Genomic DNA, 22,181 nt, shown 5'->3' with positions numbered 1-22,181 from the left:
TTAACTCGACCACGTGAAAGGCACACTCCGACCGTGAGTACCACCGCCACGACCTCCAGCATTTGGGAGCGTCTCAAAAGCGTCCCCACGGTGAAGACGCAGCGCATCTTCGCCCTCATCGTGCTCCTCGCACAAGCCGGCATCACTTTCACCGGCTCACTCGTGCGTGTCACCGGTTCCGGCCTCGGCTGCGATACCTGGCCGTTGTGCCACGAGGGTTCCCTCTTCCCAGTCCCGGGAGCGAACCCGTGGGTGCACCAGCTCATCGAATTCGGCAACAGAACCCTCACCTTCGTCGTGGCTGCCGCGACGATCGTGCTGTTCATCGGCATACTGCGGGCCAACCGCCGCGGAGAAATCATTGCTCTGTCCGTCGTCTCCGGCGTCGGCGTTCTGGTGCAGGCCGTCATCGGCGGCATTTCCGTGCTGCTCGACCTGCGCTGGTGGTCCGTGGCTATCCACTTCCTGCCGTCGATGATCCTCGTCTTCGTCGCCGCCGTGCTGTACATGCGCATCGCCGAACCCGACGACATCGTGCCCGAGCGCCGCTACTCTTCGACCGCGCGTTGGTTGGTTGTCGCCGCGGCCGTCGCCCTGTGCGTCGTGCTGGTCACCGGCACGATGGTCACCGGCTCCGGCCCTCACTCGGGCGATGCCGCCGCAGGCATGGAAGGCCGCCTCGAGCTGCCCACCCGCACGCTCGCCTACGTTCACGCCGCCGCCATGTACGTCTACCTCGCGTTCACCCTCATCGCGGTGTACATCCTGCGGCGCGACAACGCTCCGAAAGACGCCTTCAAGTCGTCCCTCGTTCTCATCGCGATGATCGCCGTGCAGTGGGCCATCGGCGTCGGCCAGTTCTACCTCGGCGTGCCGCGCTGGACCGTTCCGCTTCATATCCTCATGTCCGGCGTCGTCGTCGCCTTCACCGCGTTCCTCTTCGCCCACGGCAACCGACGCATGCCGCTGCTGGAGCCGCAGCAGTACAACACCAGCTCGTCATAGAAAAGGCCTACGCAGCTCACCTGACCACGCGTAACCTGGATACGTATGAAAGCTATCCAGATTACCGAACACGGCGGACCTGACGTCCTCAAACTTGCCGACGTCCCCGCCCCCTCCCCCAACCCCGACCAAGTTCTGGTCAAGGTCGCCTACGCGGGTGTCAACTACATCGACACCTACTACCGCGAAGGCATCTATCACTCCGTGCTGCCGTTCACACCGGGGCTGGAGGGCTGCGGCGAGGTCGTCGAGGACCCCTCTGGCACCATCGCGCCCGGTACCGTCGTGGCGTGGGATTCCGCCACCGGCTCCTACGCCGAATATGTCTGCGTCGACCGCGGTCGCCTCGTTGCCGTGCCCGACACTATCGATCCGCACGTCGCCGCGACGATGCTCCTCCAGGGCATCACCGCCCACTACCTGCTCTACGGTGTGCGCGACACCCAGCAGGGCGACTCGTTGCTCATCACCGCGGGCGCGGGCGGTGTGGGCCTCCTGTTGACGCAGCTCGCCGCGGCGCAGGGTGCCGCGGTCTATTCCGTCGTCTCCACCGACGAGAAAGAAAAGCTCGCCTACGACACCGGCGCCACCGAAGTCTTCCGCTACAGCGACGATCTCGCGGAAATGGTGCGTCGCCGCAACGGCGGCCGCGGCGTGGATGTGGTGTACGACGGCGTCGGCAAAGACACCTTCACCGAATCCCTCGAAGCCGTCCGCCCCCGCGGTCTCGTATGCCTCTTCGGCGCAGCCTCAGGCCCGGTGGACCCGATTGACCCGCAGGTGCTCAACACGCACGGGTCGATCTTCCTGACGCGACCGTCGATCGGCGCATACACCGCCACCGACGACGAATTCCGCATGCGTGCCCAAGCCATCGTGCGTGCCGTCGACGACGGTGCACTCACCCTCCGCGTTCAGGAGCCTTATGCTCTCGCGGATGCCGCCCAGGCCCACAAGGATCTGCAGGGGCGCAGGACGACGGGTTCAATCGTCCTGAAGGTCGCCGACTAACCTGCTTAACCGATCGAGCCGAGTCCGCCGCCGACCAGATCGCCCAGCGTCTGCAGCCCGAAGACCGCGTCAACGGACAAGCCGAGGAACAACGCCGCAAGGTAGTTATTCGACAGAATGAACAGCTTCAGCGGCTTGACGTCGCCGCCGGCCTTCACACCGGAGTGCAAGCGCGTCGCCATGACCAAGAACACACCACCCGACAGCAGCGCAATAGCGAAGTACACCCACGACGCAGCCGGCACGAGCAGCAGCGACGTGATCACGGTGAGCCACGAGTAGATGACGATCTGGCGGGTCGTCTCCACCGGGGTCGCCACGACGGGCAGCATGGGAACTTCCGCGCGCTCGTAGTCGTCCCGGTATTTCATGGCGAGCGCCCAGGTGTGCGGCGGAGTCCAGAAGAAGATGATCATGAACAGGACAATGGCCTGCCACCAGTGGTCAGCGCTGCCGTCGGTGACATGGCCGCGGATGACAGCCCAGCCGACGAGCACCGGCATGCAGCCGGCCGCCCCGCCCCAAATGACGTTCTGCCAGGTGCGGCGCTTGAGCCATTTCGTGTAGACGAAGATGTAGAACCAGTTCGTCAACAGGATGAAGAACGCGGCGAGCCACGAGCCACACACCAGCCCGAGCCACAGAACGGACGCCACGAGCAGCACGACCGCGAAGATGCGGGCGCGTTCTTTGGTCACCGTGTGGCGCACGAGTGGGCGGGCGCGGGTGCGGCCCATTTTCTGGTCGATGTCGTAGTCGACGACCATGTTGAACGTGTTCGCGGCCGCGGCGCCCATCCAGCCGCCGAACAGCGTGGCCAGGATGAGCCAAACGTGCACTTCGCCGCGGTCGGCCTGCAGCATCGCGGGGATAGCGGCGACCAGCAAAAGCTCGATGACTCGCGGCTTAGTCAGCGCGAAGTACGCTTTGATGGTCTCCAACACAACTCCTCATTCGACGCGGTTTTTGGACTAGGGGACTAGTCGTAACAAGGCGCGCACAAGTTCCCGCGCTTATCGACGTCCCCCGCTTTCCTACGCCCTTGGCATCCTAGTCTCCGCCCGCACCGGCATGAAATTACCGCGCTTTTCACCCACATATGTTGTTAGATAACTACTTATGAAACCCCGTATCGCAACGACCCTCGCCGCTGTGCTTTGCTCCGGTGTTCTACTCGTGGGCTGCACGATCGGCGACGGCGTTGATGCCCCCAATGCGAGCTCCGCGACCGAGGCTTCCCCGGCGCAGTCTTCCGGCGATACCGACGCACCCGACCCGTCATCAGAAGACAAAGCCGAACCGGAGCTGGAAGAAGCATCGGTGACGTTCCGCTCCGTCGGTGACATCCTCATTCACAGCGAGGTCTATTTCGACGCGGCGGCAAAAGCTCAAGGTAGCGGCCAGGACTACGATTTCGCGCCGATGTTCGAAACGGTGAAAAAGCACATGGAGAACGCGGACATCACCACCGCGAATATGGAGGTCCCTGTCGCCGGCCCCGAATTCGAACTGTCGGGCTACCCAGCTTTCAACTCCCCGCCGGAAATCGTGGACGCGCTCAAAGGGGTGGGCGTGGACATCGTCAACAACGCGACCAATCACTCGATGGATCGGGGAACGGAGGGAGTCAAGGCGTCGACAAGCAATCTGCGCGAACGCGAAATGCTGTACATGGGCAGCTTCGACTCCCCGCAGGACCGTGCGACGCCGCGCGTGATCGAGCGCAACGGGCTGAAAGTCGGCTTCCTCGGCTACACGTACGGCACGAACGGAATCCCCGTGCCCGCCGGGGAGGAACACGCGGTGAACCTCATCGATCCGGAGCTGATGAAGCGCGATATCGAACAGCTGCGTGACGACGTCGACATCCTCATCGTCAACCTCCACGCCGGCGAAGAATACGAATCGCTGCCCGTCCAATCGCAGATCGACGCGGCTGATACTGCCCGCAACGCTGGCGCCGATTTCGTCCTCGCTGGCCACCCCCACGTGCTTGAGCCGTTCCAGCGCTACCCGGAGAGCGAGCCGGGGCTGGGTGTCTGGTTCTCGCACGGCAACTTCCTCCACGGCCAGTACGACGAGCAGACCAAGTACGGCGGCATCGGCGAATACACCATCACCCGCCGCACCGACGGCACGCTCACGCTGGACAAGATCCGCTTCATGCCCACCTACACCGTCGGCAAGCCGCAAACCACCGAGTACAAGGTCATTCCGCTTGCCGATGCCGCCTCCCTCGGCTGGGTCGACCCCGTCAGCGCCCGCGCCGACATCACCGCGCTGATGAACACGTACACCGACGTCGAGGTCGTCGACTACCTCGACTGACCCGCCTCGGTCCCCGCCCGCTGAATACCACTAGTGTGTAAAGAGTTAGTTAGCTCCAACACACTGGTAAGCGAGGACACACACTGTGACTTTCGAGAACAACCCCGCCGCGTCGCTCCCCGTCGAACTGCAGGCCATGACTGTGGCCCGCTACCCGGAGGACTGGACTGCAGAAGACACCCGCGCAGTGGACACCGTGCGTGTGCTCGCCGCAGATGCAGTGGAGAACTGCGGTTCCGGCCACCCGGGCACCGCGATGTCGCTTGCCCCGCTGGCGTACACGCTCTACCAGCGTGTCATGCGCCACGACCCGGCTGATCCCCACTGGATCGGCCGCGACCGTTTCGTGCTGTCCAACGGCCACTCGTCGTTGACGCAATACATTCAGCTCTATCTCGGCGGCTTCGGCCTCGAGATTGAGGACTTGAAGGCTCTGCGCACCTGGGGCGCCAAGACCCCGGGCCACCCGGAGTACAACCACACCGCCGGCGTGGAGATCACCACGGGTCCGCTCGGCCAGGGTCTCGCGTCGGCAGTCGGCATGGCGATGGCGTCGCGCCGCGAGCGCGGCCTCTTCGACCCGAAGGCAGCTCCCGGCAAGTCGCCCTTCGACCACTTCATTTACGTCATCGCCGGCGACGGCGACCTGCAGGAAGGCGTGACCAGCGAGGCCAGCTCCCTCGCGGGCACGCAGCAGCTGGGCAACCTCATCGCCTTCTGGGACGACAACCGCATCTCCATTGAGGACGACACCCAGATCGCCTTCAACGAAGACGTTCTCGCCCGCTACGAGGCGTACGGCTGGCAGACGCTCACCGTCGAATCCGGCGAAGACGTCACCGCGATCCTCGATGCTGTCGAGAAGGCGAAGGCCGAGACGGCGAAGCCGACCATGATTCGTGTCAAGACGGTCATCGGCTACCCCGCCCCGAACATGATGAATACCGGTGCTGTCCACGGCGCAGCACTCGGCGCCGACGAGGTCGCAGCGGTCAAGGAAGTCCTCGGTTTCGACGCAGATGCGTCCTTCCCCGTCGAGGACAACGTCATTGCGCACACCCGCCAGCTCACCGAGCGCGGAGCCGAGGCCCACAAGCAATGGCAAGAGCTTTTCGACGCCTGGGCTGCCGCCAACCCCGACAACAAGGCCCTCTTGGACCGCCTTACCGCCCGCGAACTGCCGGAAGGCTGGGCTGACGAGCTGCCGACGTGGGAGCCGGACGAGAAGGGCATCGCCACGCGCAAGGCCTCCGAGGCATCCATCCAAGCCCTGGCAAAGACCCTGCCTGAGCTGTGGGGCGGTTCCGCCGACCTGGCCGGCTCGAATAACACCCTGATCAAGGGCGAGCCGTCGTTCGGCCCGGAGTCGATCTCCACCGAGAAGTTCACCGCGCACCCCTATGGCCGCAACCTGCACTTCGGTATCCGCGAGCACGGCATGGGCGCGATCATGAACGGCATCGCGCTGCACGGCAACACCCGCGTTTACGGCGGCACCTTCCTAATCTTCTCCGAGTACCTCTACCCCTCCATCCGCGTCGCGGCTCTCTCGGGTATCGACGGCTACTACGTCTTCACCCACGATTCCATCGGCCTCGGCGAAGACGGCCCGACCCACCAGCCCGTCGAGACGCTGACCGCCCTGCGCGCCATCCCGGACCTCGCGGTGATCCGCCCGGCCGACGCCAACGAGACCGCCGCCGCCTGGAAGGCCGCCCTCGAGGCCGATCCGCAGCCGAAGGCTCTCGCTCTGTCCCGCCAGAACCTCCCCGTTCTCGAGGGCACCAAGGAGAAGGCCATCGACGGTGTCGCACGCGGCGCCTACATCCTCGTCGAAGCCTCCACCGGCACGCCCGATGTCATCCTCATGGGCTCCGGCTCCGAGGTCCAGCTCGCTGTCGCGGCGGCGAAGGAACTCGAGGCGGACGGCATCGCCACCCGCGTCGTGTCCATGCCGTCGATGGACTGGTTCCTCCAGCAGGACCGCTCCTACATCGACGAGATCATCCCGCGCGACGTCCTCGCCCGCGTCTCCGTCGAAGCGGGCGTGGCCATGCCGTGGTTCCGCTTCACCGGCGACCAGGGCCGCAACGTCTCCCTCGAGCACTTCGGCGCATCCGCACCGGGCGCAGAACTCTTCGAGCGCTTCGGCTTCACCACCGACGCCGTCGTCGCCGCCGCCCGCGAATCCCTCGACTCCGTGCGCACCCGCACCGCCGACTCGGCAGCTGACCCGCAGCGCGGTCCCGTGCGAGGGGACGGGGTGTAAGGGAAAACAGGGAAACGTCGATAAGCGAAAAGGAGCTACCCATGACCGCAATTGACCGCCTTGCCGAAGCCGGCACCTCCACCTGGCTCGACGACCTGTCGCGCGAACGCATCGTGAGCGGCAACCTCGCCGAAATCAAAGCCGCCAAGTCCCTGGCCGGCGTGACCACGAACCCGGCGATCTTCGCCAAGGCCATGTCCTCTGGCACCGCCTACGACGCGCAGATCGCCGAGCTCAAAGAGGGCAAAGTCGGCGTCGACGAAGCTGTGTACGCCATGAGCGTCAAAGACGTCCAGGACGCCTGCGACCTGTTCCGCGACGTCTTCGACGCCACCGACGGCCAGGACGGCCGCGTGTCCATCGAGGTCGACCCGCGCCACGCCGACGACGAAGCAGCCACCGTCGCCCACGCGAAGGAACTGTGGGAGCTCGTCGACCGGCCGAACGTGATGATCAAGATCCCCGCCACCGACGCCTCCCTGCCGGCCATCACGCAGGCGCTCGCCGAGGGGATTTCCGTCAACGTCACGCTCATCTTCTCCGTCGAGCGCTACAAGCAGGTCATCGACGCCTACATCGCGGGCATTGAGCAGGCCGCCGCCAACGGGCACGACGTCTCCGGGATTCACTCCGTCGCTTCCTTCTTCGTCTCCCGCATGGACACCGAGGTGGACAACCGCCTCGACGCGATCGGCACCGACGAAGCACGCGCGCTCAAAGGCAAGGCCGGCATCGCGAACGCGCGCCTAGCGTACCAGCTGTTCCTCGATACGCTCAACGACCTGCCGGATGGCGCCAACAAACAGCGCCCGCTCTGGGCATCCACGGGTGTGAAGAACCCCGACTACCCCGCCGACATGTACGTCGTCGAGCTCGCGGGCCCCGACACCGTCAACACCATGCCCGAGCCGACCATCGACGCCACGCTCAACGGCGACAATGTCCGCGGCGACACGCTCACCGGCACCGCCGACGAGGCACGCGCCGTCTTCGAGCAGCTCGCCGCCGTGGGCATTGAGCTTGACGACGTCGTCTCCGTCCTCGAACGCGAAGGCGTCGACAAGTTCGTCGATGCGTGGCAGGAATTGCTCGACTCCATGCTCGAGAATTTGAAATAGCCAATTCCTTCGTCGCGGCAGCCCATTTAAGGTTTAATCTTCTTAATTGGAATCGTGGCCGCGACGCATCACGTGCGGCACACCCAGCCCCAGCCCACCAGACGAAAGGCCAACGCCTGTGTCGAACCCGGCACCCGAAGAATGGAAGAACCCCCTCCGCTCGCATGCTGACCGGCGCCTCCCTCGGATTGCCGGCCCCTCCGGCATGGTCATCTTCGGTGTGACCGGTGACTTGGCCAAGCGGAAACTGCTGCCCGCCATCTACGACCTCGCCTACCGCGGACTCCTGCCCGCTGGCTTCACCCTCGTCGGCTTCGGCCGCCGCCCCTGGTCGAAGGAAGAATTCGAACACTACGTCCGCGAACAAGTCGAAGTAGGCGCCCGCACCGACTTCGACGAGCACGTCTGGGACCGCCTCGCCGAAGGCATGCACTTCGTCCAAGGCGCCTTTGACGACGACGCTGCCTTCGACTCCATGGCCGAGCTCCTCGACCACATGGACGCGACCCGCGGCACCGCCGGCAACTGGGCCTTCTACTTGTCCGTGCCGCCGGAGTACTTCTCCAATGTGATCGACCAGCTCGACCGCACCGGCATGGCGAAAGCACGCGACGGACAGTGGCGCCGCGTGATCATCGAGAAGCCCTTCGGCCACAACCTCGCCACCGCGCGCGAACTCAACGAGACCATCAACTCCGTGTTCCCCGAACGCGCCGTCTTCCGCATCGACCACTACCTCGGCAAAGAGACCGTCCAGAACATCCTGGCCATGCGTTTTGCCAACCAGATGTTCGAGCCGCTCTGGAACGCCCAATTCGTCGACCACGTCCAGATCACCATGGCCGAGGACATCGGACTCGGCGGCCGCGCCGGCTACTACGACGGCATCGGCGCCGCCCGCGACGTCATCCAAAACCATCTCCTCCAGCTCCTCGCACTGGTGGCCATGGATGAGCCAGTGTCTTTCTCCCCGCGGCAGCTGCGCTACGAAAAACTCAAGATTCTCCGCGCCACCAAGCCCATCGGCCCCTTCGAAGAGACCACCGCCCGCGGCCAGTACACCGCCGGGTGGCAGGGCTCCGAGCAAGTCCTCGGCCTGCGCGAAGAGGACGGCTTCGACCCCGAGTCCACCACCGAGACCTACGCCGCGTGCACCCTCGGCGTGAACTCGCGCCGCTGGGCTGGCGTGCCGTTCTACCTGCGCACCGGCAAGCGTCTCGGACGTCGCGTCACCGAGATCGCGCTGGTGTTCAAAAAGGCCCCGCACGAAGCATTCGGCCCAGGCCTGACCAGCCAGCTCGGCGCGAACACACTCGTCATCCGCGTCCAGCCCGATGAAGGCATCCTGCTCCGCTTCGGCTCCAAGGTCCCCGGCTCCACCATGGAAGTCCGAGACGTCAACATGGACTTCTCCTACACCGAAGCCTTCACCGAGGAGTCGCCGGAAGCGTACGAGCGCCTCATTCTCGACGCGCTTCTCGACGAAACCGGCCTCTTCCCCACCGCCGCCGAAGTCGAACGCAGCTGGGAAATCCTCGATCCCATCCTCGACTACTGGGCCGCAAACGGCCGCCCCGACGAATACGCCGCCGGCACCTGGGGCCCCACCTCCGCAGACGAAATGATGGCCGCCCACGGACGGACCTGGCGCCGCCCGTAGACCTAAGGACGAAAAAAGAGTCACAGATGATCATCACCATGTCCGACACCTCCACCCGGGAGATCACGAAGCTTCTGCTGGACACCCAGGAGAACTACTCGCTGGCTACCGGCCGTGTGCTCACTCTCATCGTCGTCGCAGACATCCACGACGACGTCGAATCCATCCTCGACCACGTCCGCACCGCCTCCCATGAGCACCCCTCGCGTGTGCTCATGCTCATCACCGGCAACCCCGACGGCGACAACGTTCTCGACGCCCAAGCGATACTCGCGGATGATGCAGGAGCCTCCGAAATCATCGTCATGGATTTGCACGGGGAGTTGGCGAACAACCTCGCGTCCGTCGTCACGCCTCTTTTGCTTCCGGACACCCCGATCGTCGCATGGTGGCCGTCGACCGCTCCCGCGCTTCCCGCCGAGCATCCGCTCGGGCAACTCGCGCACCGCCGCATCACCAACGCCCGCGAGAACGTCGACGGCAACTCGCTGCTGCGTCTCGCCAACGGCTACTGCCCTGGCGATTCCGACATGCTGTGGTCCCGCATCACGCACTGGCGCGGCGTCGTTGCCTCCGCCTTGGACCGCTACCCGCATGAGCCTGTCACCGCCGTCGAGATCGACGGGCCCGCCGACGACCCGAGCGTCGACATCGCCGCTGCCTGGCTCTCCTCCGCCCTCGACGCGCCTGTCGCCCGCATCTGCAGCGAACAAACCGCGAGCGAACCGTCGCGGCTCTTTCCCATCCGCCGCCTCACCCTCGAACGCGCATCCGGGCCCGTGTCCGTCAGCGTCAAGGACGATAAAAGCATCCGCGTGCGCGTGCCGGGGATGCCCGATTCTTTCGTCGCGATGAGTACCCGCAGCGACGCCGACTGCCTCTCCGAGGAACTCCGCCACCTCGACCCCGACTGGGCGTACTCGCAGGCGCTGCGGTCACTGTCGAACGTGAATTTTGTCTAGAGTCATAAGGCAAGCAGTTTTTGAAGGAGCGATAGCAATGATTACCGTCGAGAACGTCCCCAATCTCGATGTGCTTATCGACGAAGCCTCTGCCCGCTTCGTCGACACCGTCACCGAGATCATCACCTCCGATACCGGCGGTGTGCACGGGGACGGAATCGCACGCGTAGTTTTCACCGGCGGCGGCGCCGGCATCAAGCTCCTGTCGCGCCTCGTACGCGCCAAGAACCTCGACTGGTCCCGCATCCACGTCTTCTTCGGCGACGAGCGCAACGTCCCCGTCTACGACCCGGACTCCAACGAAGGACAGGCACGGTACGCCCTGCTCAACCACGTCAATATCCCGGAGTCCAATATTCACGGCTATCGCCCCGGCAACCTTCCGCTCGACGACGCAGCCGCGAACTACTCCAACGCCATCCACCAGCACGCTCCCCGAGGCTTCGACCTCCACCTCCTGGGCATGGGCCCCGACGGCCACATCAACTCGCTGTTCCCCTCCTCGCCGCAGCTGAGCGAAGAAGACAAGCTCGTCGTCGGTGTCACCGACTCCCCGAAGCCGCCCGCTGAGCGCATCACCCTGACGCTTCCCGCCGTTGCCCGCGCGAAGCAGGTCTGGCTCCTTGTCTCCGGCTCCGAGAAGGCCGAAGCCATCAGCCACCTCGTGGACGGCGAGCCCTCCGACGAATGGCCCGTCACGCGCGTTCCCGCCCTCGCGGATACCACGCTCTTCGTCACCGAGGACGCTTTCACCCCGGCGCAGTAGCTCTTCTCCCAGCACTCTGGCGCAGGCCCTGCGCAAGTTTTCGGGCGTGCCGAACTGGCCGTGGACATGCCTGACTCACGCGATAAGCGTGGTCAGACTGTGTCTGCGGCCTTTTCGCTATTTCCCGAACAGTAGGTGCATGGCACCGTATTGGTGTGTCTTGTTCGCCACTGGTGTTCCGCGCGGTGAGATCCATGTCGGTGTCCCATCGCGCATCTGTATTCGACCCCTGTTGTTCCTGTCGGGGTCATCGTCGTTGGTGCGGTTGTGGTACCTGCACAACACCGACAGGTTATTCATATTCGTCGGCCCACCGCGGGCCCAGGGGGTGATGTGGTGGACCTCGCAGTTATCGGCAGCATGCCGGCAATCCGGCACAGGACACGTCGTCAGTGTTGCCCGGGCGAGGTCGCGTTGTTTCTTATTGGCGAACCGTTTCGTGTTATACAGGTTCACCGGACCTGCCTGCGGGTGAAACAACGCCACCTCAAGGTCTTTGGAGTGATGGTGCATCAAGTACTCCGCACCAGTCATTGTGGTGCCATCAGACAGCCCCAGGATGGTGTCATCGCCTTGGCCGCCGAGGATCGAGATGTAATCCGGCAACGGAATCTGGACCAGCGGGCGTGGGACAGCATCAGCGACAGCACCATCGTTGTGCAGTAGGTCGTGGAACGCCTCGTACATCTGCGGACCCTCAGGACGATTAGCATCCAGGTTTCGGCGCAGGGCGTACTCAAGAGCAGCGATATCACTCGCATCACCAGTAGCACTAAAAGTGCGCTTACCTTTCCGCTCCTTACCGAACCGCACCGACGACTCAGGAGCAGGTGTATCCACCTCAGGAACGATGTCTTTGGCGCGGCGCTTCAACGTCTCATAGTTCCCGCGCACAGACAACAACGCCAGGCGGATCTTCCACTTTTCTTTCTCCGTGCCCAACTTGCGGACTCGCTGCTCGATGAGCACCAACTGATCCAGTGACTTCGCCGTCTGGCGGGCAACACGAACAGCATTAGCCTGCTGGCGGGAAAATCGAGTCTTTCCGTAGTAGACCTCGTAGACGCCTTTCCAATCGGCAACGCGGGTGGGGTTAGCACCGGCGTCGACAAGCTGCTGGGCATCGAAACTCCCCAGCAAGTCGATAGCATTGCCTGCGCCCACATGCGCCGCGAATTGGTTCATGACACAAACGTTAAACGCCCCGCAACCCGAGATCCACCAAACAATGTCTACTTCAGTAGACATCGCCTAAACAGGCAGGTCACAGGGCACAGAAATGGCCGAAACCCCGCCGCACGCCGGTGAAAGGGCGTGGGCGGGGTGGTGTGGGAGACAGAGTGGCGTCGTCAAGCGAAAGCGGGAGAAGGCCGTCGTCGACATCGAGATCAGTGAACGCCCAGCGAATTCAAAACTGGACAACTACATATTCGTCTACATTCGGGCGCAAGGCCGGATAACCAAGTCCGCGCACAACGACCCGTAGGAGCACCAATGGATGAAGCAGCCTGGAAGAACTTCAAACGCATTTTCAAACAAGAGCTGGATCCTCGCATCGACGCAGCGGTAGAGCAGGGCGACGCTTCGACGCTGGTCGCTTTGTACAACCAGATGTGGGCCATGTTCCCCGGTGATGAGGAAGACACCGAGAAGCTCAAACTCATTCTGAACACCGCATTGGCGCAGATGATGCGACTGGGCGCCTACAACGACATGGCTCGGTGGTTCCACCGCTTCGCCCGGTGGTACCCGGAAGACGACCAGGAACGCCGGTTCTACGAGGGTGTGATCGAATGGCACGTTGGCTCCAAAGAGCGGGCACGGGCGATCTTTTCCGATCTGTACGAAGAGTTCGGTACGGCCGGGTTCGGCAAGGACAAGACTTATGTGGCTGTCGCTACGGGTGAGATCACCAGTCCCGAAGAAAATCCCGCACAGGAATCCGAAGTCGACTCACCGGAGGTGCAAGAACTCGCCGAGCGCATCAATGATCTGATGGATGCCGAGGATTACCGTTCTGCCATCGAGTTGTGCCACCAAGGTTTGGCACTTCTGGGTAATCCCCGGTTGGCGGACGGGGCCATGTGGTTCTTCGGCACAATGGGCGATGCCCTAATAGAACTTGGTGACTGGCAGGCCGCCCGCGATGCGTTCTTCGAGGCAACGCAATCCCCCGGCGGAATCGAGAACCCGTATATCCAACTGCGGCTGGGTCAGTGCGAGTACGAGCTCGGCTACGAGCGACCAGCCGCAAACGGGCTCATCGCGGCATACATGATGGTCCCGGAGATTTTTGAAGAAGAGCCCCCGCGTTACCTCCAGTTCTTGAAGGATCAGGGGCTGATTTAGGCGGTCTGATTCTTACAGGCCGTATGCCTGGATCAGGTTGAGGCCGATGATGCAGACGATCCAGATGATCGCCACGGCCACGGTGTAGCGGTCGAGGTTCTTCTCCACGACGGTGGAACCGGACAGGTTCGCCTGGACGCCGCCGCCGAAGAGGGAGGACAGGCCGCCACCTTTGCCCTTGTGCAGCAGAACGAAGACAGTCATCAGCAGGGATGCGATGACGAGGATGATCTGCAGTGCGAGGGTCATGTGAAGATGCCTCCATATCGGGTACGGGCGGTTAACCGTTCACATGTTACATGAACGGGCAAGCTTCCCCAGCATCGACGTGCCGGGGAAGCTTTGGGGTGAGGGCCTCTAGGCGCGGACTGCGTCGCCTGCGGCGGCGACGAGTTTGGCGAAGTCGTTGCCGTCGAGGGATGCGCCGCCGACGAGGCCACCGTCGACATCGGGCTGGCCGATGATGTCGGCAATGGTGTCGGCTTTCACGGAACCGCCGTAGAGGATGCGGATGGAGGAGGCGACGGTGTCGTCGGAAAGCTCGGCGATGAGGCCGCGGATTGCGGCGCAGATCTCCTGGGCGTCTTCGGCGGACGCGCTCTTGCCGGAGCCGATGGCCCACACGGGCTCGTAGGCGATCACGGTCTTGGAGAGTTCCTCGGTAGACAGGCCAGCGAGAGATTCGCGCGTTTGCTTGACGACGAAGCCCACGTGCTCCCCTGCCTCCCGCACCTCCAAGGGCTCACCGACACAGACGATCGGGCTGATGCCGTTGTCGAGTGCGGCCTTGGCTTTAGAGGCGACGAGTTCGTTGGACTCGTTGTGGTAATCGCGGCGCTCGGAGTGGCCGACGACGACCCACGTGCAGTCCAGCTTGGCCAGCATCGCCGCGGAGATCTCGCCGGTGTAGGCACCGGACTCGTGGGCGGAGACGTCTTGGGCGCCGTAGGTGATCTTCAGCTTGTCACCCTGGACGAGGGTCTGCAGGGACCGCAAATCGGTGAAGGGGACGGTGAGCGCGACGTCGACATCCTCGTAGTAGTCGCCCGGCAGCGCGAATGCGAGGCGCTGCGCCTGGGAGATGGCCTCGAGGTGGTCGTGGTTCATCTTCCAGTTGCCGGCGATCAGTGGTGTGCGTGCCATTAGTAGTGGCTCCTTTCGCTCTAGTTCTGTTCCAGGACGGCGACGCCCGGAAGTTCCTTACCTTCGACGAGCTCGAGGGACGCGCCGCCGCCGGTGGAGATGTGGGAGAAGCCGTTCTCGTCGAGGCCGAGTGTGCGCACCGATGCTGCGGAGTCGCCGCCGCCGACGACGGTGAAGGAGCCGTTGTTCGCGGTGGCGTCGATCATGGCCTGGGCGACGGCGCGGGTGCCGTCGGCGAAGTTCGGCTTCTCGAACACGCCCATGGGGCCGTTCCAGAACACGGTCTTGGAGTCGGCGATGATCTCTGCGTACTTCTTGGCGGTCTCCGGGCCGATGTCGAGCGACATCCAGCCTTCAGGGGTGCCGTCGAGGTCGACGACCTTGCGGTCGGCATCGTTGTCGAATTCGGAGGCGACCACGAGGTCGACCGGCAGGACGATCTTGTCGCCGTACTTCTCGATGAGTTCCTTACAGGTGTCCACCATCTCTTCCTGCAGCAGGGAGGCCTGGGTGTTGTGGCCCTGCGCGGTGAGGAAGGTGTAGCACATGCCGCCGCCGATGATGACCTTGTCGGCCTTCTCGGCCAGCGCCTCGATGACACCGAGCTTGTCGGAGACCTTGGAGCCACCGAGCACGACGACGTACGGGGAGGTCGGGTTGTCCTTGACAGAGGCGAGCTTTTCCACCTCGTCCTGGACGAGGTAGCCGGCGTAAGCGGGAAGACGCTTCGCTACGTCAAACACGGAGGCCTGTGCGCGGTGGACAACGCCGAAGCCGTCGGAGACGAAGGCGCCGTTGTCTGCGGCCAGGGCAGCGAGCTCGTCGGCGAAGGTGCCGCGCTCGGACTCGTCCTTGGAGGTCTCACGGCCGTCGAAACGCACATTCTCGACGAGGAGGACATCGCCCTCGGACAGGCCGTTGGCACGCTCGTGAGCATCCTCGCCGGTGACGTCGGATGCCAGGGCGACGTACTGACCGAGCTTGTCGGACAGGGCCTCTGCCACAGGCTTTAGGGAGTACTTCGGGTTGACTTCACCTTTGGGGCGGCCGAGGTGGGCGGTGAGGATGACCTTGGCGCCGCCGTCGATAAGCGCCTTGATGGTGCGCAGCGACGCGTCGATGCGTCCGGCGTCCGTGATGTTGCCGTCGTCGTCGAGCGGGACGTTGAAGTCAGAGCGGACGAGCACGTGGCGTCCGTCGACGCCCTCCTTGAGCAGTTCGTCGATGGAACGTACAGCCATGATTTTTACTCCTTGGAATCAGGGTGAAACGAGCAAAACCCGGACAGGGTGCGAGATTGCACTCTACCCGGGCATCGCGTTTGGAAGTTGTGGTTTAGAGGTTGTCCGCGACGTGCTTGGTCATGCGGATGTACTGGGACGTGTACGAGAACTCGTTGTCGTACCAGGAGATGATCTTCACCAGGTTGCCGTCGATGACGCGGGTCATGCCGGCATCGAAGATGGCGCCGTGGGAGTTACCGATGATGTCGGAGGACACGATCGGATCCTCGGTGTACTCCAGCGCGCGACCGAACTCGGTGTCCTGCACAGCGTTCTTGACTGCCTCGTTGACCTCCTCGACAGTGACGTCCTTGCCAACGGTGACGGTGAGGTCGGTCGCGGAACCGGTGATGGTCGGCACGCGCATCGCGAAGCCGTCGAGCTTGCCCTCGAGCTCCGGCAGGACGAGCGCGACGGCCTTGGCGGCACCGGTCGTCGTCGGGACGATATTCTGTGCTGCGGCGCGGGCGCGGCGCAGATCCTTGTGCGGCGCGTCCTGGATGCGCTGGTCACCGGTGTAGGCGTGAATCGTGGTCATCAGGCCGCGCTCGATGCCGAATGCGTCGTTGAGGACCTTGGCCACCGGTGCCAGGGAGTTCGTGGTGCAGGACGCGGCGGAGATGATCGTGGCGTCGTTGGTGTAGTCGGTGTGGTTCACACCCCACACGTAGGTGCCGTCGACCTCCTTGCCCGGTGCGGAGATGATGACCTTCTTGGCGCCGGCGTCGATGTGGGCCTTCGCCTTCTGGCCGTTGGTGAAGATGCCGGTGCACTCGAGCACGATGTCCACGTCGGCGTCGCCCCATGCGAGGTTTGCCGGATCCTTCTCGGCGGTGACTTCGATGCGCTTGCCGTCAACGGTGATCGACTCGTCGTCGTACGTGACCTCGCGGCCGATCTGGCCGTAGGCGGTGTCGTACTTCGTCAGGTGAGCCAGGGTGGCGTTGTCGGTGAGATCGTTGATCTTCACGACCTCGAGGTCGTCGGCGTACTCGTTGAGGATGATGCGGAACGCGGAGCGGCCGATGCGGCCGAAGCCATTGATGCCAATACGAGTGGTCATGTGTGAGTGCTCCTTCGGGGAGTTTGGGTTCCTTCTGTTAGACCGTGCGATGTTTCTTTGTCAATTCGCGGTCTCCGAAACCCAGTGTAGAGAATTGGACTCTCCCCTGCAGTCGCTTTTCGACGACTGCGTACCCCACCTTTCCAGCACCGTTACGGCACCGAGCGCGAACTATGCTTCCTCGTCGACGGCAGCGTGGGTGTCGGGGATGCCGAGTTCTTCGGCGCGTTTGTCCGCGAGCGAGAGCAGTCGGCGGATGCGTCCGGCAACGGCGTCTTTGGTCATCTGGGGGTCGGCGAGCCGGCCGAGTTCCTCGAGGGAGGCGTGGCGGTGCTTGACGCGGAGGTAGCCGGCATCGGCGAGGTGCTCGGGCACGTCATCGCCGAGAATGTTCATGGCGCGGTCGACGCGAGCGGCCGCTGCGGCGGCTGCTTGGGCGGAGCGGCGCTGGTTCGCGTCATCGAAATTGGCGTGGTGGCTGGCACTGGTGCGCTCATCGCGAATCTTGCGTTTTTCGTCCCATTCGAGGCGGGTGCGGGGTGCGCCCATGCGGGACAGGAGGATGCCGATGGCGTCGCCGTCGCGCACGAAGACGCGCTCGGTGCCGCGGGTCTCTTTGGTCTTGGCTGGCACGGACAGGCGACGTGCGAGTCCGACGAGCGCCAGGGCGGTCTCCTGCCGTGGGCAGATCACTTCGAGATTGGAGGTGCGGCCGGGTTCGGTGAGGGCACCGCGCGCGAGGAATGCCCCGCGCCATGCAGCTTCGACCTCGGCAGTGGTGCCGGAAATGATCGTGCGGGGCAGCCCCACGACAGGGTACCCGGAGGCCGTGACGAGCTTGAAACGGCGGATGACATCGCGGGCGCCGTCGGTCACGGTGACTTCGTAGCGAGTCTCGCGGGAATTGCTGCCAGCTGCAACGGAGTCGACGGCCACGTCGACCTCGCATACGTCGCGGATGGTGGTGGCGAGGTGATCAGCCACGGCGAGCTCGGCGAAATCGGCACGTACCTCGATGCCGTGCAGCCCCTGGGTGAACTCCCCTGCCACGCGGAGCATCGCGGTCGCCTCGGCGATGCGGGCGTCCGTCCCTGACGGGGTGACCGCCAGCAATTCGTCTTTGACTTTCGCTGTCAACGCCACGTGAGAGTTCTCCCTTTCCCTGGTGCCAGCAACGCTTCGTGAATGAACCGGTAGCTGTGCGACAGTCTAGTTTCCGTCGAGTTCCGCCGTGATGGCAGCTGCCAATTTGTCCGGATCGTGCCTGTTCATGGGCTCACCCTTTGCATCGATTTCGCGAAGATCCGCGAACACCATCCGCGCGCCAGCTTGGTCGGCGGTGCGTGTGAGATAGCTGCGTTCCCCTGCAGTCAGGTCGGTGCCGTTATCGACTAAGAACATGTCCACACGAAGCTCGGGTGCATGTTGGCTCAAAACATGAATATGGCGTTCGGTGGAAAAACCGGGGGTCTCCCCCGCTTCAGGCGAGAGGTTGAGGATCACCACGACGGTGGCCTTCGTCTCGTTCAAGGCCGCCACGATCTCCGGGATGAGCAGGTGCGGCAGCACCGAGGAAAACCAAGACCCGGGACCGATGGTGACGATGTCGGCGTTCAAGATTGCATCCACCGCTTCCGGGTTCGCGGCTGGATGATCCGGGTGCAGGCGAACGCGGCGGACGGATCCAGGGGTCGTGGCGACGGCGACTTGGCCGCGGACGGAACGGATCAGACGCGGGTCGTCGTCAAGCCCTGCGACTTCTGCTTCGATGTCGAGCGGCTCGAGCGCGACCGGCAGGACACGTCCTTTAGCGGACGTCCAGCGCGCGACGGTATCGAGTGCTTGCTGGATATTCCCCGTCATTTCGGTAAGGCCAGCGATGATGAGGTTGCCAACGGCGTGCCCCGCCATGGCCCCGTTTCCGCCAAAGCGGTGCTGCAATGCGTCGCGGCGGAGATCACCGTCGTCAGTTTCGGGTGTCAGCGCCGCCATGGCCATGCGCAGGTCGCCGGGAGGGATGACAGCGAGTTCGCGGCGCAGACGGCCGGAGGATCCGCCGTCGTCTGCGACGGTCACAACGGCATGGACGCGGCAGGACTCGGGGTCGCAACCGTCGCCATCTTGTGCGTTGGTCATGCGTTTAGCGGCGATCAAGGTCTGATGCAGGCCGTGGCCGCCACCGAGACTGGTGATGCGGAGTTGGGTCATGGTCGGGTTGCTGTTCTTTCTAGTGGCGCTGCAGGTCGCGGTGCATGACTGAGACGTCGAGGCCAGCTTGCTGGGCGAGCCTGCGGCCGACTTCCTCAGAAATCGCGACGGATCGGTGGTGGCCGCCGGTGCAGCCGATTCCGACGGTGACGAAGTCTTTTCCTTCGTGTTTGTATCCGTCCATCATAGAGGTCAGTAGTTTGACGACACCATCGACGAAGTCCCCGGCGCCAGGACGCGAGAGCACGTAGTCGCTGACGGGTTTATCGACGCCGCGGAAGTGGCGGAGTTCTTCGATCCAGTAGGGATTCGGCAGGAAGCGGACATCGAAAACGAGGTCGGCGTCGCGCGGCGAGCCGTGCTTGAAGCCGAAGGATTGAACGGTGACGTGCTGTTTGGCGGAGTCGAGGTCGCCGATGGACGCTTCGATGGCGCGGCGCAGGTCGTGGATGGACAGGTTCGAGGAATCGATGATCACGTCGGCGGTGTCGCGCACGCGGGCAAGTTCGGCGCGTTCGCGGGCGATGCCGACGCTCAAGGGGTTGTCGCCCTGGAGAGGGTGAGTGCGCCGGACGCTGTCGAAGCGGCGGATGAGGACATCATCACGCGCTTCAAGGTAGAGCACGAAGGGGTTGAAGCCACGGTCGCGCACGACACTGATCATCTCCATCAGGGAGCCTTTGAAGATGCGGGCGCGAACATCAGTGACGACGGCGAGCTTGTCCACGGGCGAGTCCTTGCGCGCCGCGAGGTCCATGAGCTCGAGGATGAGTTGCGGCGGGAGGTTCTGGGAGACGAAGTAGCCCTTGTCCTCGAAGACTTTCGCGGCGGTGGATAACCCGCCACCGGAAAGACCCGTGATGATGACGGGTCGCAGCTCAGTTGGGGTGGTCATGTGCCCCATCGTATCCAATTGCACGCTTGACGACGTCAGCTTTTCCGCAGATGCTCGTACACCGTTTCCGCGAGCTTGGGACCTATCCCCTTGACTTCTGCGATGTCGTCGACGCTGGCTTGTTCAAGCTTTTTCACGCTGCCGAAGTGTTTGACTAGGTCGCTGCGGCGAGCGGGACCGAGACCGGGGATCCCGTCGAGGGCGGAAGCGCGCATGCGTTTGGAGCGTTGCTGCCGGTGGTAGGTGATGGCGAAGCGGTGCGCTTCGTCGCGGATCTGCTGCAGCAGGTACATGCCTTCGGAATTGCGGGGCAGGATGAGGGGTTCATCGTCGTCCGGCACCCAGATCTCTTCGAGGCGCTTGGCGAGACCGATGAGGGTGACGTCGATAATGCCGAGCTCATCGAAGACTTTCTGCGCGGCGGTGACTTGCGGCTTGCCGCCGTCGACGATGAACAGCTGCGGCGGGTACGCGAACCGCTTGTTGTCGGTGGTCTCCGTGGAAGCGTCGGCGAGTTCCTCGTCGGTGAAGCTGGTCTCGTCGAGGTCCGGGTCCTCCGGGTTGGCCAGCTTGTCCTGGTTGTGGCGCTTGAAGCGCCGGCGAGTCACCTCGGCGATGGAGCCCACGTCATCGCTGCGGCCGTCGCCCGCGGCTTCCTTGATGCGGTAGCGGCGGTAGTCGGATTTCTTGGGCAGGCCGTCTTCGAAGACGACGAGCGAGGCGACGACGTCGGTGCCCTGAATGTGGGAGATATCGGTGCACTCGATGCGCAAGGGCGCGTCATCCATGCCGAGGGCATCTTGAATGTCCTGTAGTGCCTGCGATCGCGCGGTGAGGTCGCCGACGCGCTTCAGTTTGTGCTGACGCAGCGATTCCTTGGCGTTACGCTGAACCGTCTCCATGAGTGCCTTTTTGTCGCCGCGCTGCGGGACGCGGAATTCGACGGGGCCGCCGCGGAGCTGCTCCAACAGCGCCCGGGTCTCTTCCGGTTCGTCCGGCATCACTTGAACGAGAATTTCGCGTGGGACAGGCATCGGCGGGCGGATTTTCTCGTGCGATTCCTGGTCGACGCCACGGCGCCGGACCTTCTTGGCAGCCAGCCGTTCATCCTCGGCTTTTTCCTGCTCCATGCGTTCGACGGCGTCGGAATAGTGCTGCACCAGGAAATTCTGCATGAGGGCGGGCAGGGCGGGATCAGCTTCGCCGTCGTCTAGCCGTGTGAGCGATCCCGGCTCATCTCCCGTTTTCTCGACGACCCACCCGCGTTGCGAGCGGATCCGGCCTTCGCGCACGGCGAAGATCTGCACGGCGGCCTCGAGCTCGTCAGTGTCGAAGGCGATGATGTCGGCATCCGTGTCGATACTGAGCACGACTGTCTGGCGCTCCATGACCTTGTTGACGGCACCGAGATCGTCGCGCAGCCGCGCCGCTTTCTCGAATTCGAGGTTCTCGCTGGCCTCCATCATCTGGCTGGTCAGGCCTTTGACGACAGCGTCGGTGCGGCCGGACATGAATCCCATGAAGCCGGAGACGATCTCGTCGTACTCTGCCTCGTCGACACGCTGCACGCAGGGCGCGGAGCACTTGTCGATGTAGCCGAGCAAGCACGGCCGCCCGAGCTGCTCGTGGCGGTTGAAGACGCCGTTGGAGCACGTCCGGACGGGGAAGACTCGCGTGAGCAGGTCCAGCGTTTCGCGTACGGCCCAGGCGTGGGAGAACGGCCCGAAATAGCGCACGCCTTTGCGGCGCGGTCCGCGGTAGAAGAACGCGCGCGGGTAGCGCTCCCCCACGCTGACGGCGAGCATCGGGTACGTCTTGTCGTCGCGGTACATGACGTTGAACCACGGGTCGTACCGCTTGATCCAGGTGTATTCGAGTTGGAGCGCTTCAACTTCGCTAGCGACGACGGTCCACTCCACTTTGGAGGCAGTGAACACCATCTGGCGGGTACGCGGGTGGAGCTGCTCCGGCGGCTGGAAGTAGTTGTTCAGGCGGGCGCGGAGATTTTTCGCTTTGCCGACGTAGACGACGCGTCCGGCGCCGTCGCGGAATTTATACACGCCGGGTTCAGTGGGGATGGTCCCGGGCGCGGGGCGGTAGGTAGCTGGGTTGACCACAGCG

General features: G+C 63.8%; 19 protein-coding genes. 9 read left to right on the top strand and 10 right to left on the bottom strand.

The window, feature by feature from the left end:
* Nucleotides 1-33 precede the first annotated feature (33 nt).
* Both M3G19_RS00825 and M3G19_RS00820 read left to right on the top strand, forming a co-directional pair.
* Nucleotides 34-1,005, top strand: coding sequence for a heme A synthase (locus M3G19_RS00825; RefSeq protein ID WP_259899927.1), 972 nt, complete (start codon nucleotides 34-36; stop codon nucleotides 1,003-1,005).
* 45 nt (nucleotides 1,006-1,050) lie between these two features.
* The gene (locus M3G19_RS00820; RefSeq protein WP_259899926.1) at nucleotides 1,051-2,016 is read left to right on the top strand and encodes a quinone oxidoreductase; all 966 of its coding nucleotides are present in this window, start codon (nucleotides 1,051-1,053) and stop codon (nucleotides 2,014-2,016) included.
* 5 nt (nucleotides 2,017-2,021) lie between these two features.
* Here the strand turns inward: M3G19_RS00820 and M3G19_RS00815 are convergent, their stop codons facing one another.
* Nucleotides 2,022-2,957, bottom strand: coding sequence for a heme o synthase (locus M3G19_RS00815; RefSeq protein WP_259900223.1), 936 nt, complete (start codon nucleotides 2,955-2,957; stop codon nucleotides 2,022-2,024).
* A gap of 178 nt (nucleotides 2,958-3,135) precedes the next feature.
* Between M3G19_RS00815 and M3G19_RS00810 the strand changes: the two genes are divergently transcribed.
* The 6 genes from M3G19_RS00810 to pgl all read left to right on the top strand — a co-directional run bounded on the left by M3G19_RS00810 (nucleotide 3,136) and on the right by pgl (nucleotide 11,119).
* Complete coding sequence (locus M3G19_RS00810) at nucleotides 3,136-4,344, top strand: CapA family protein (RefSeq protein WP_259899925.1); 1,209 nt, start codon at nucleotides 3,136-3,138, stop codon at nucleotides 4,342-4,344.
* Between the two features lie 136 nt (nucleotides 4,345-4,480).
* Complete coding sequence (tkt, locus tag M3G19_RS00805; protein WP_259900222.1) at nucleotides 4,481-6,613, top strand: transketolase; 2,133 nt, start codon at nucleotides 4,481-4,483, stop codon at nucleotides 6,611-6,613.
* A gap of 41 nt (nucleotides 6,614-6,654) precedes the next feature.
* Nucleotides 6,655-7,731, top strand: coding sequence for a transaldolase (gene tal, locus M3G19_RS00800; protein ID WP_259899924.1), 1,077 nt, complete (start codon nucleotides 6,655-6,657; stop codon nucleotides 7,729-7,731).
* Between the two features lie 118 nt (nucleotides 7,732-7,849).
* A complete protein-coding gene (gene zwf / locus M3G19_RS00795; RefSeq protein ID WP_210573373.1) occupies nucleotides 7,850-9,391 on the top strand; it encodes a glucose-6-phosphate dehydrogenase in 1,542 nt (513 codons plus the stop codon).
* 26 nt (nucleotides 9,392-9,417) lie between these two features.
* Nucleotides 9,418-10,353, top strand: a complete 936-nt coding sequence (locus tag M3G19_RS00790) for a glucose-6-phosphate dehydrogenase assembly protein OpcA (RefSeq protein WP_259899922.1) — start codon at nucleotides 9,418-9,420, stop codon at nucleotides 10,351-10,353.
* A gap of 37 nt (nucleotides 10,354-10,390) precedes the next feature.
* Complete coding sequence (pgl, locus tag M3G19_RS00785; RefSeq protein WP_259899920.1) at nucleotides 10,391-11,119, top strand: 6-phosphogluconolactonase; 729 nt, start codon at nucleotides 10,391-10,393, stop codon at nucleotides 11,117-11,119.
* 117 nt (nucleotides 11,120-11,236) lie between these two features.
* Here pgl and M3G19_RS00780 read toward each other — a convergent pair whose 3' ends face one another.
* On the bottom strand, nucleotides 11,237-12,304 hold the full coding sequence (locus M3G19_RS00780; RefSeq protein ID WP_259899917.1) for an HNH endonuclease signature motif containing protein: 1,068 nt from the start codon (nucleotides 12,302-12,304) through the stop codon (nucleotides 11,237-11,239).
* A 309-nt stretch (nucleotides 12,305-12,613) separates the two neighbouring features.
* On the opposite strand from M3G19_RS00780, the gene M3G19_RS00775 reads away from it, so the two are divergent.
* On the top strand, nucleotides 12,614-13,468 hold the full coding sequence (locus M3G19_RS00775; RefSeq protein WP_259899914.1) for a tol-pal system YbgF family protein: 855 nt from the start codon (nucleotides 12,614-12,616) through the stop codon (nucleotides 13,466-13,468).
* A gap of 12 nt (nucleotides 13,469-13,480) precedes the next feature.
* Here M3G19_RS00775 and secG read toward each other — a convergent pair whose 3' ends face one another.
* From secG to uvrC, 8 genes are all read right to left on the bottom strand, one after another.
* On the bottom strand, nucleotides 13,481-13,717 hold the full coding sequence (secG, locus tag M3G19_RS00770; RefSeq protein ID WP_076599434.1) for a preprotein translocase subunit SecG: 237 nt from the start codon (nucleotides 13,715-13,717) through the stop codon (nucleotides 13,481-13,483).
* Nucleotides 13,718-13,825: 108 nt separating this feature from the next.
* Nucleotides 13,826-14,611 carry a triose-phosphate isomerase gene (tpiA, locus tag M3G19_RS00765; RefSeq protein WP_259899910.1) on the bottom strand — a complete coding sequence of 262 codons (786 nt, stop codon included), beginning with the start codon at nucleotides 14,609-14,611 and terminating at the stop codon, nucleotides 13,826-13,828.
* Between the two features lie 20 nt (nucleotides 14,612-14,631).
* Complete coding sequence (locus M3G19_RS00760; protein WP_210573382.1) at nucleotides 14,632-15,852, bottom strand: phosphoglycerate kinase; 1,221 nt, start codon at nucleotides 15,850-15,852, stop codon at nucleotides 14,632-14,634.
* Nucleotides 15,853-15,946: 94 nt separating this feature from the next.
* The gene (gene gap, locus M3G19_RS00755) at nucleotides 15,947-16,957 is read right to left on the bottom strand and encodes a type I glyceraldehyde-3-phosphate dehydrogenase (RefSeq protein WP_259899909.1); all 1,011 of its coding nucleotides are present in this window, start codon (nucleotides 16,955-16,957) and stop codon (nucleotides 15,947-15,949) included.
* A 171-nt stretch (nucleotides 16,958-17,128) separates the two neighbouring features.
* Nucleotides 17,129-18,100 (bottom strand): DNA-binding protein WhiA, encoded by a 972-nt coding sequence (gene whiA, locus M3G19_RS00750; protein WP_259899907.1) that lies wholly within the window; start codon nucleotides 18,098-18,100, stop codon nucleotides 17,129-17,131.
* 66 nt (nucleotides 18,101-18,166) lie between these two features.
* Nucleotides 18,167-19,165 carry a uridine diphosphate-N-acetylglucosamine-binding protein YvcK gene (gene yvcK / locus M3G19_RS00745; RefSeq protein ID WP_259899905.1) on the bottom strand — a complete coding sequence of 333 codons (999 nt, stop codon included), beginning with the start codon at nucleotides 19,163-19,165 and terminating at the stop codon, nucleotides 18,167-18,169.
* 19 nt (nucleotides 19,166-19,184) lie between these two features.
* Nucleotides 19,185-20,069, bottom strand: a complete 885-nt coding sequence (rapZ, locus tag M3G19_RS00740; protein ID WP_396121721.1) for an RNase adapter RapZ — start codon at nucleotides 20,067-20,069, stop codon at nucleotides 19,185-19,187.
* Between the two features lie 26 nt (nucleotides 20,070-20,095).
* Nucleotides 20,096-22,177 carry an excinuclease ABC subunit UvrC gene (gene uvrC, locus M3G19_RS00735; RefSeq protein WP_259899901.1) on the bottom strand — a complete coding sequence of 694 codons (2,082 nt, stop codon included), beginning with the start codon at nucleotides 22,175-22,177 and terminating at the stop codon, nucleotides 20,096-20,098.
* Between the last annotated feature and the right edge of the window lie 4 nt (nucleotides 22,178-22,181).

It is taken from the genome of Corynebacterium sp. p3-SID1194, from assembly GCF_025144155.1.
Taxonomy (GTDB): domain Bacteria; phylum Actinomycetota; class Actinomycetes; order Mycobacteriales; family Mycobacteriaceae; genus Corynebacterium.
This window is presented reverse-complemented; position numbering and strand designations above follow the sequence as displayed.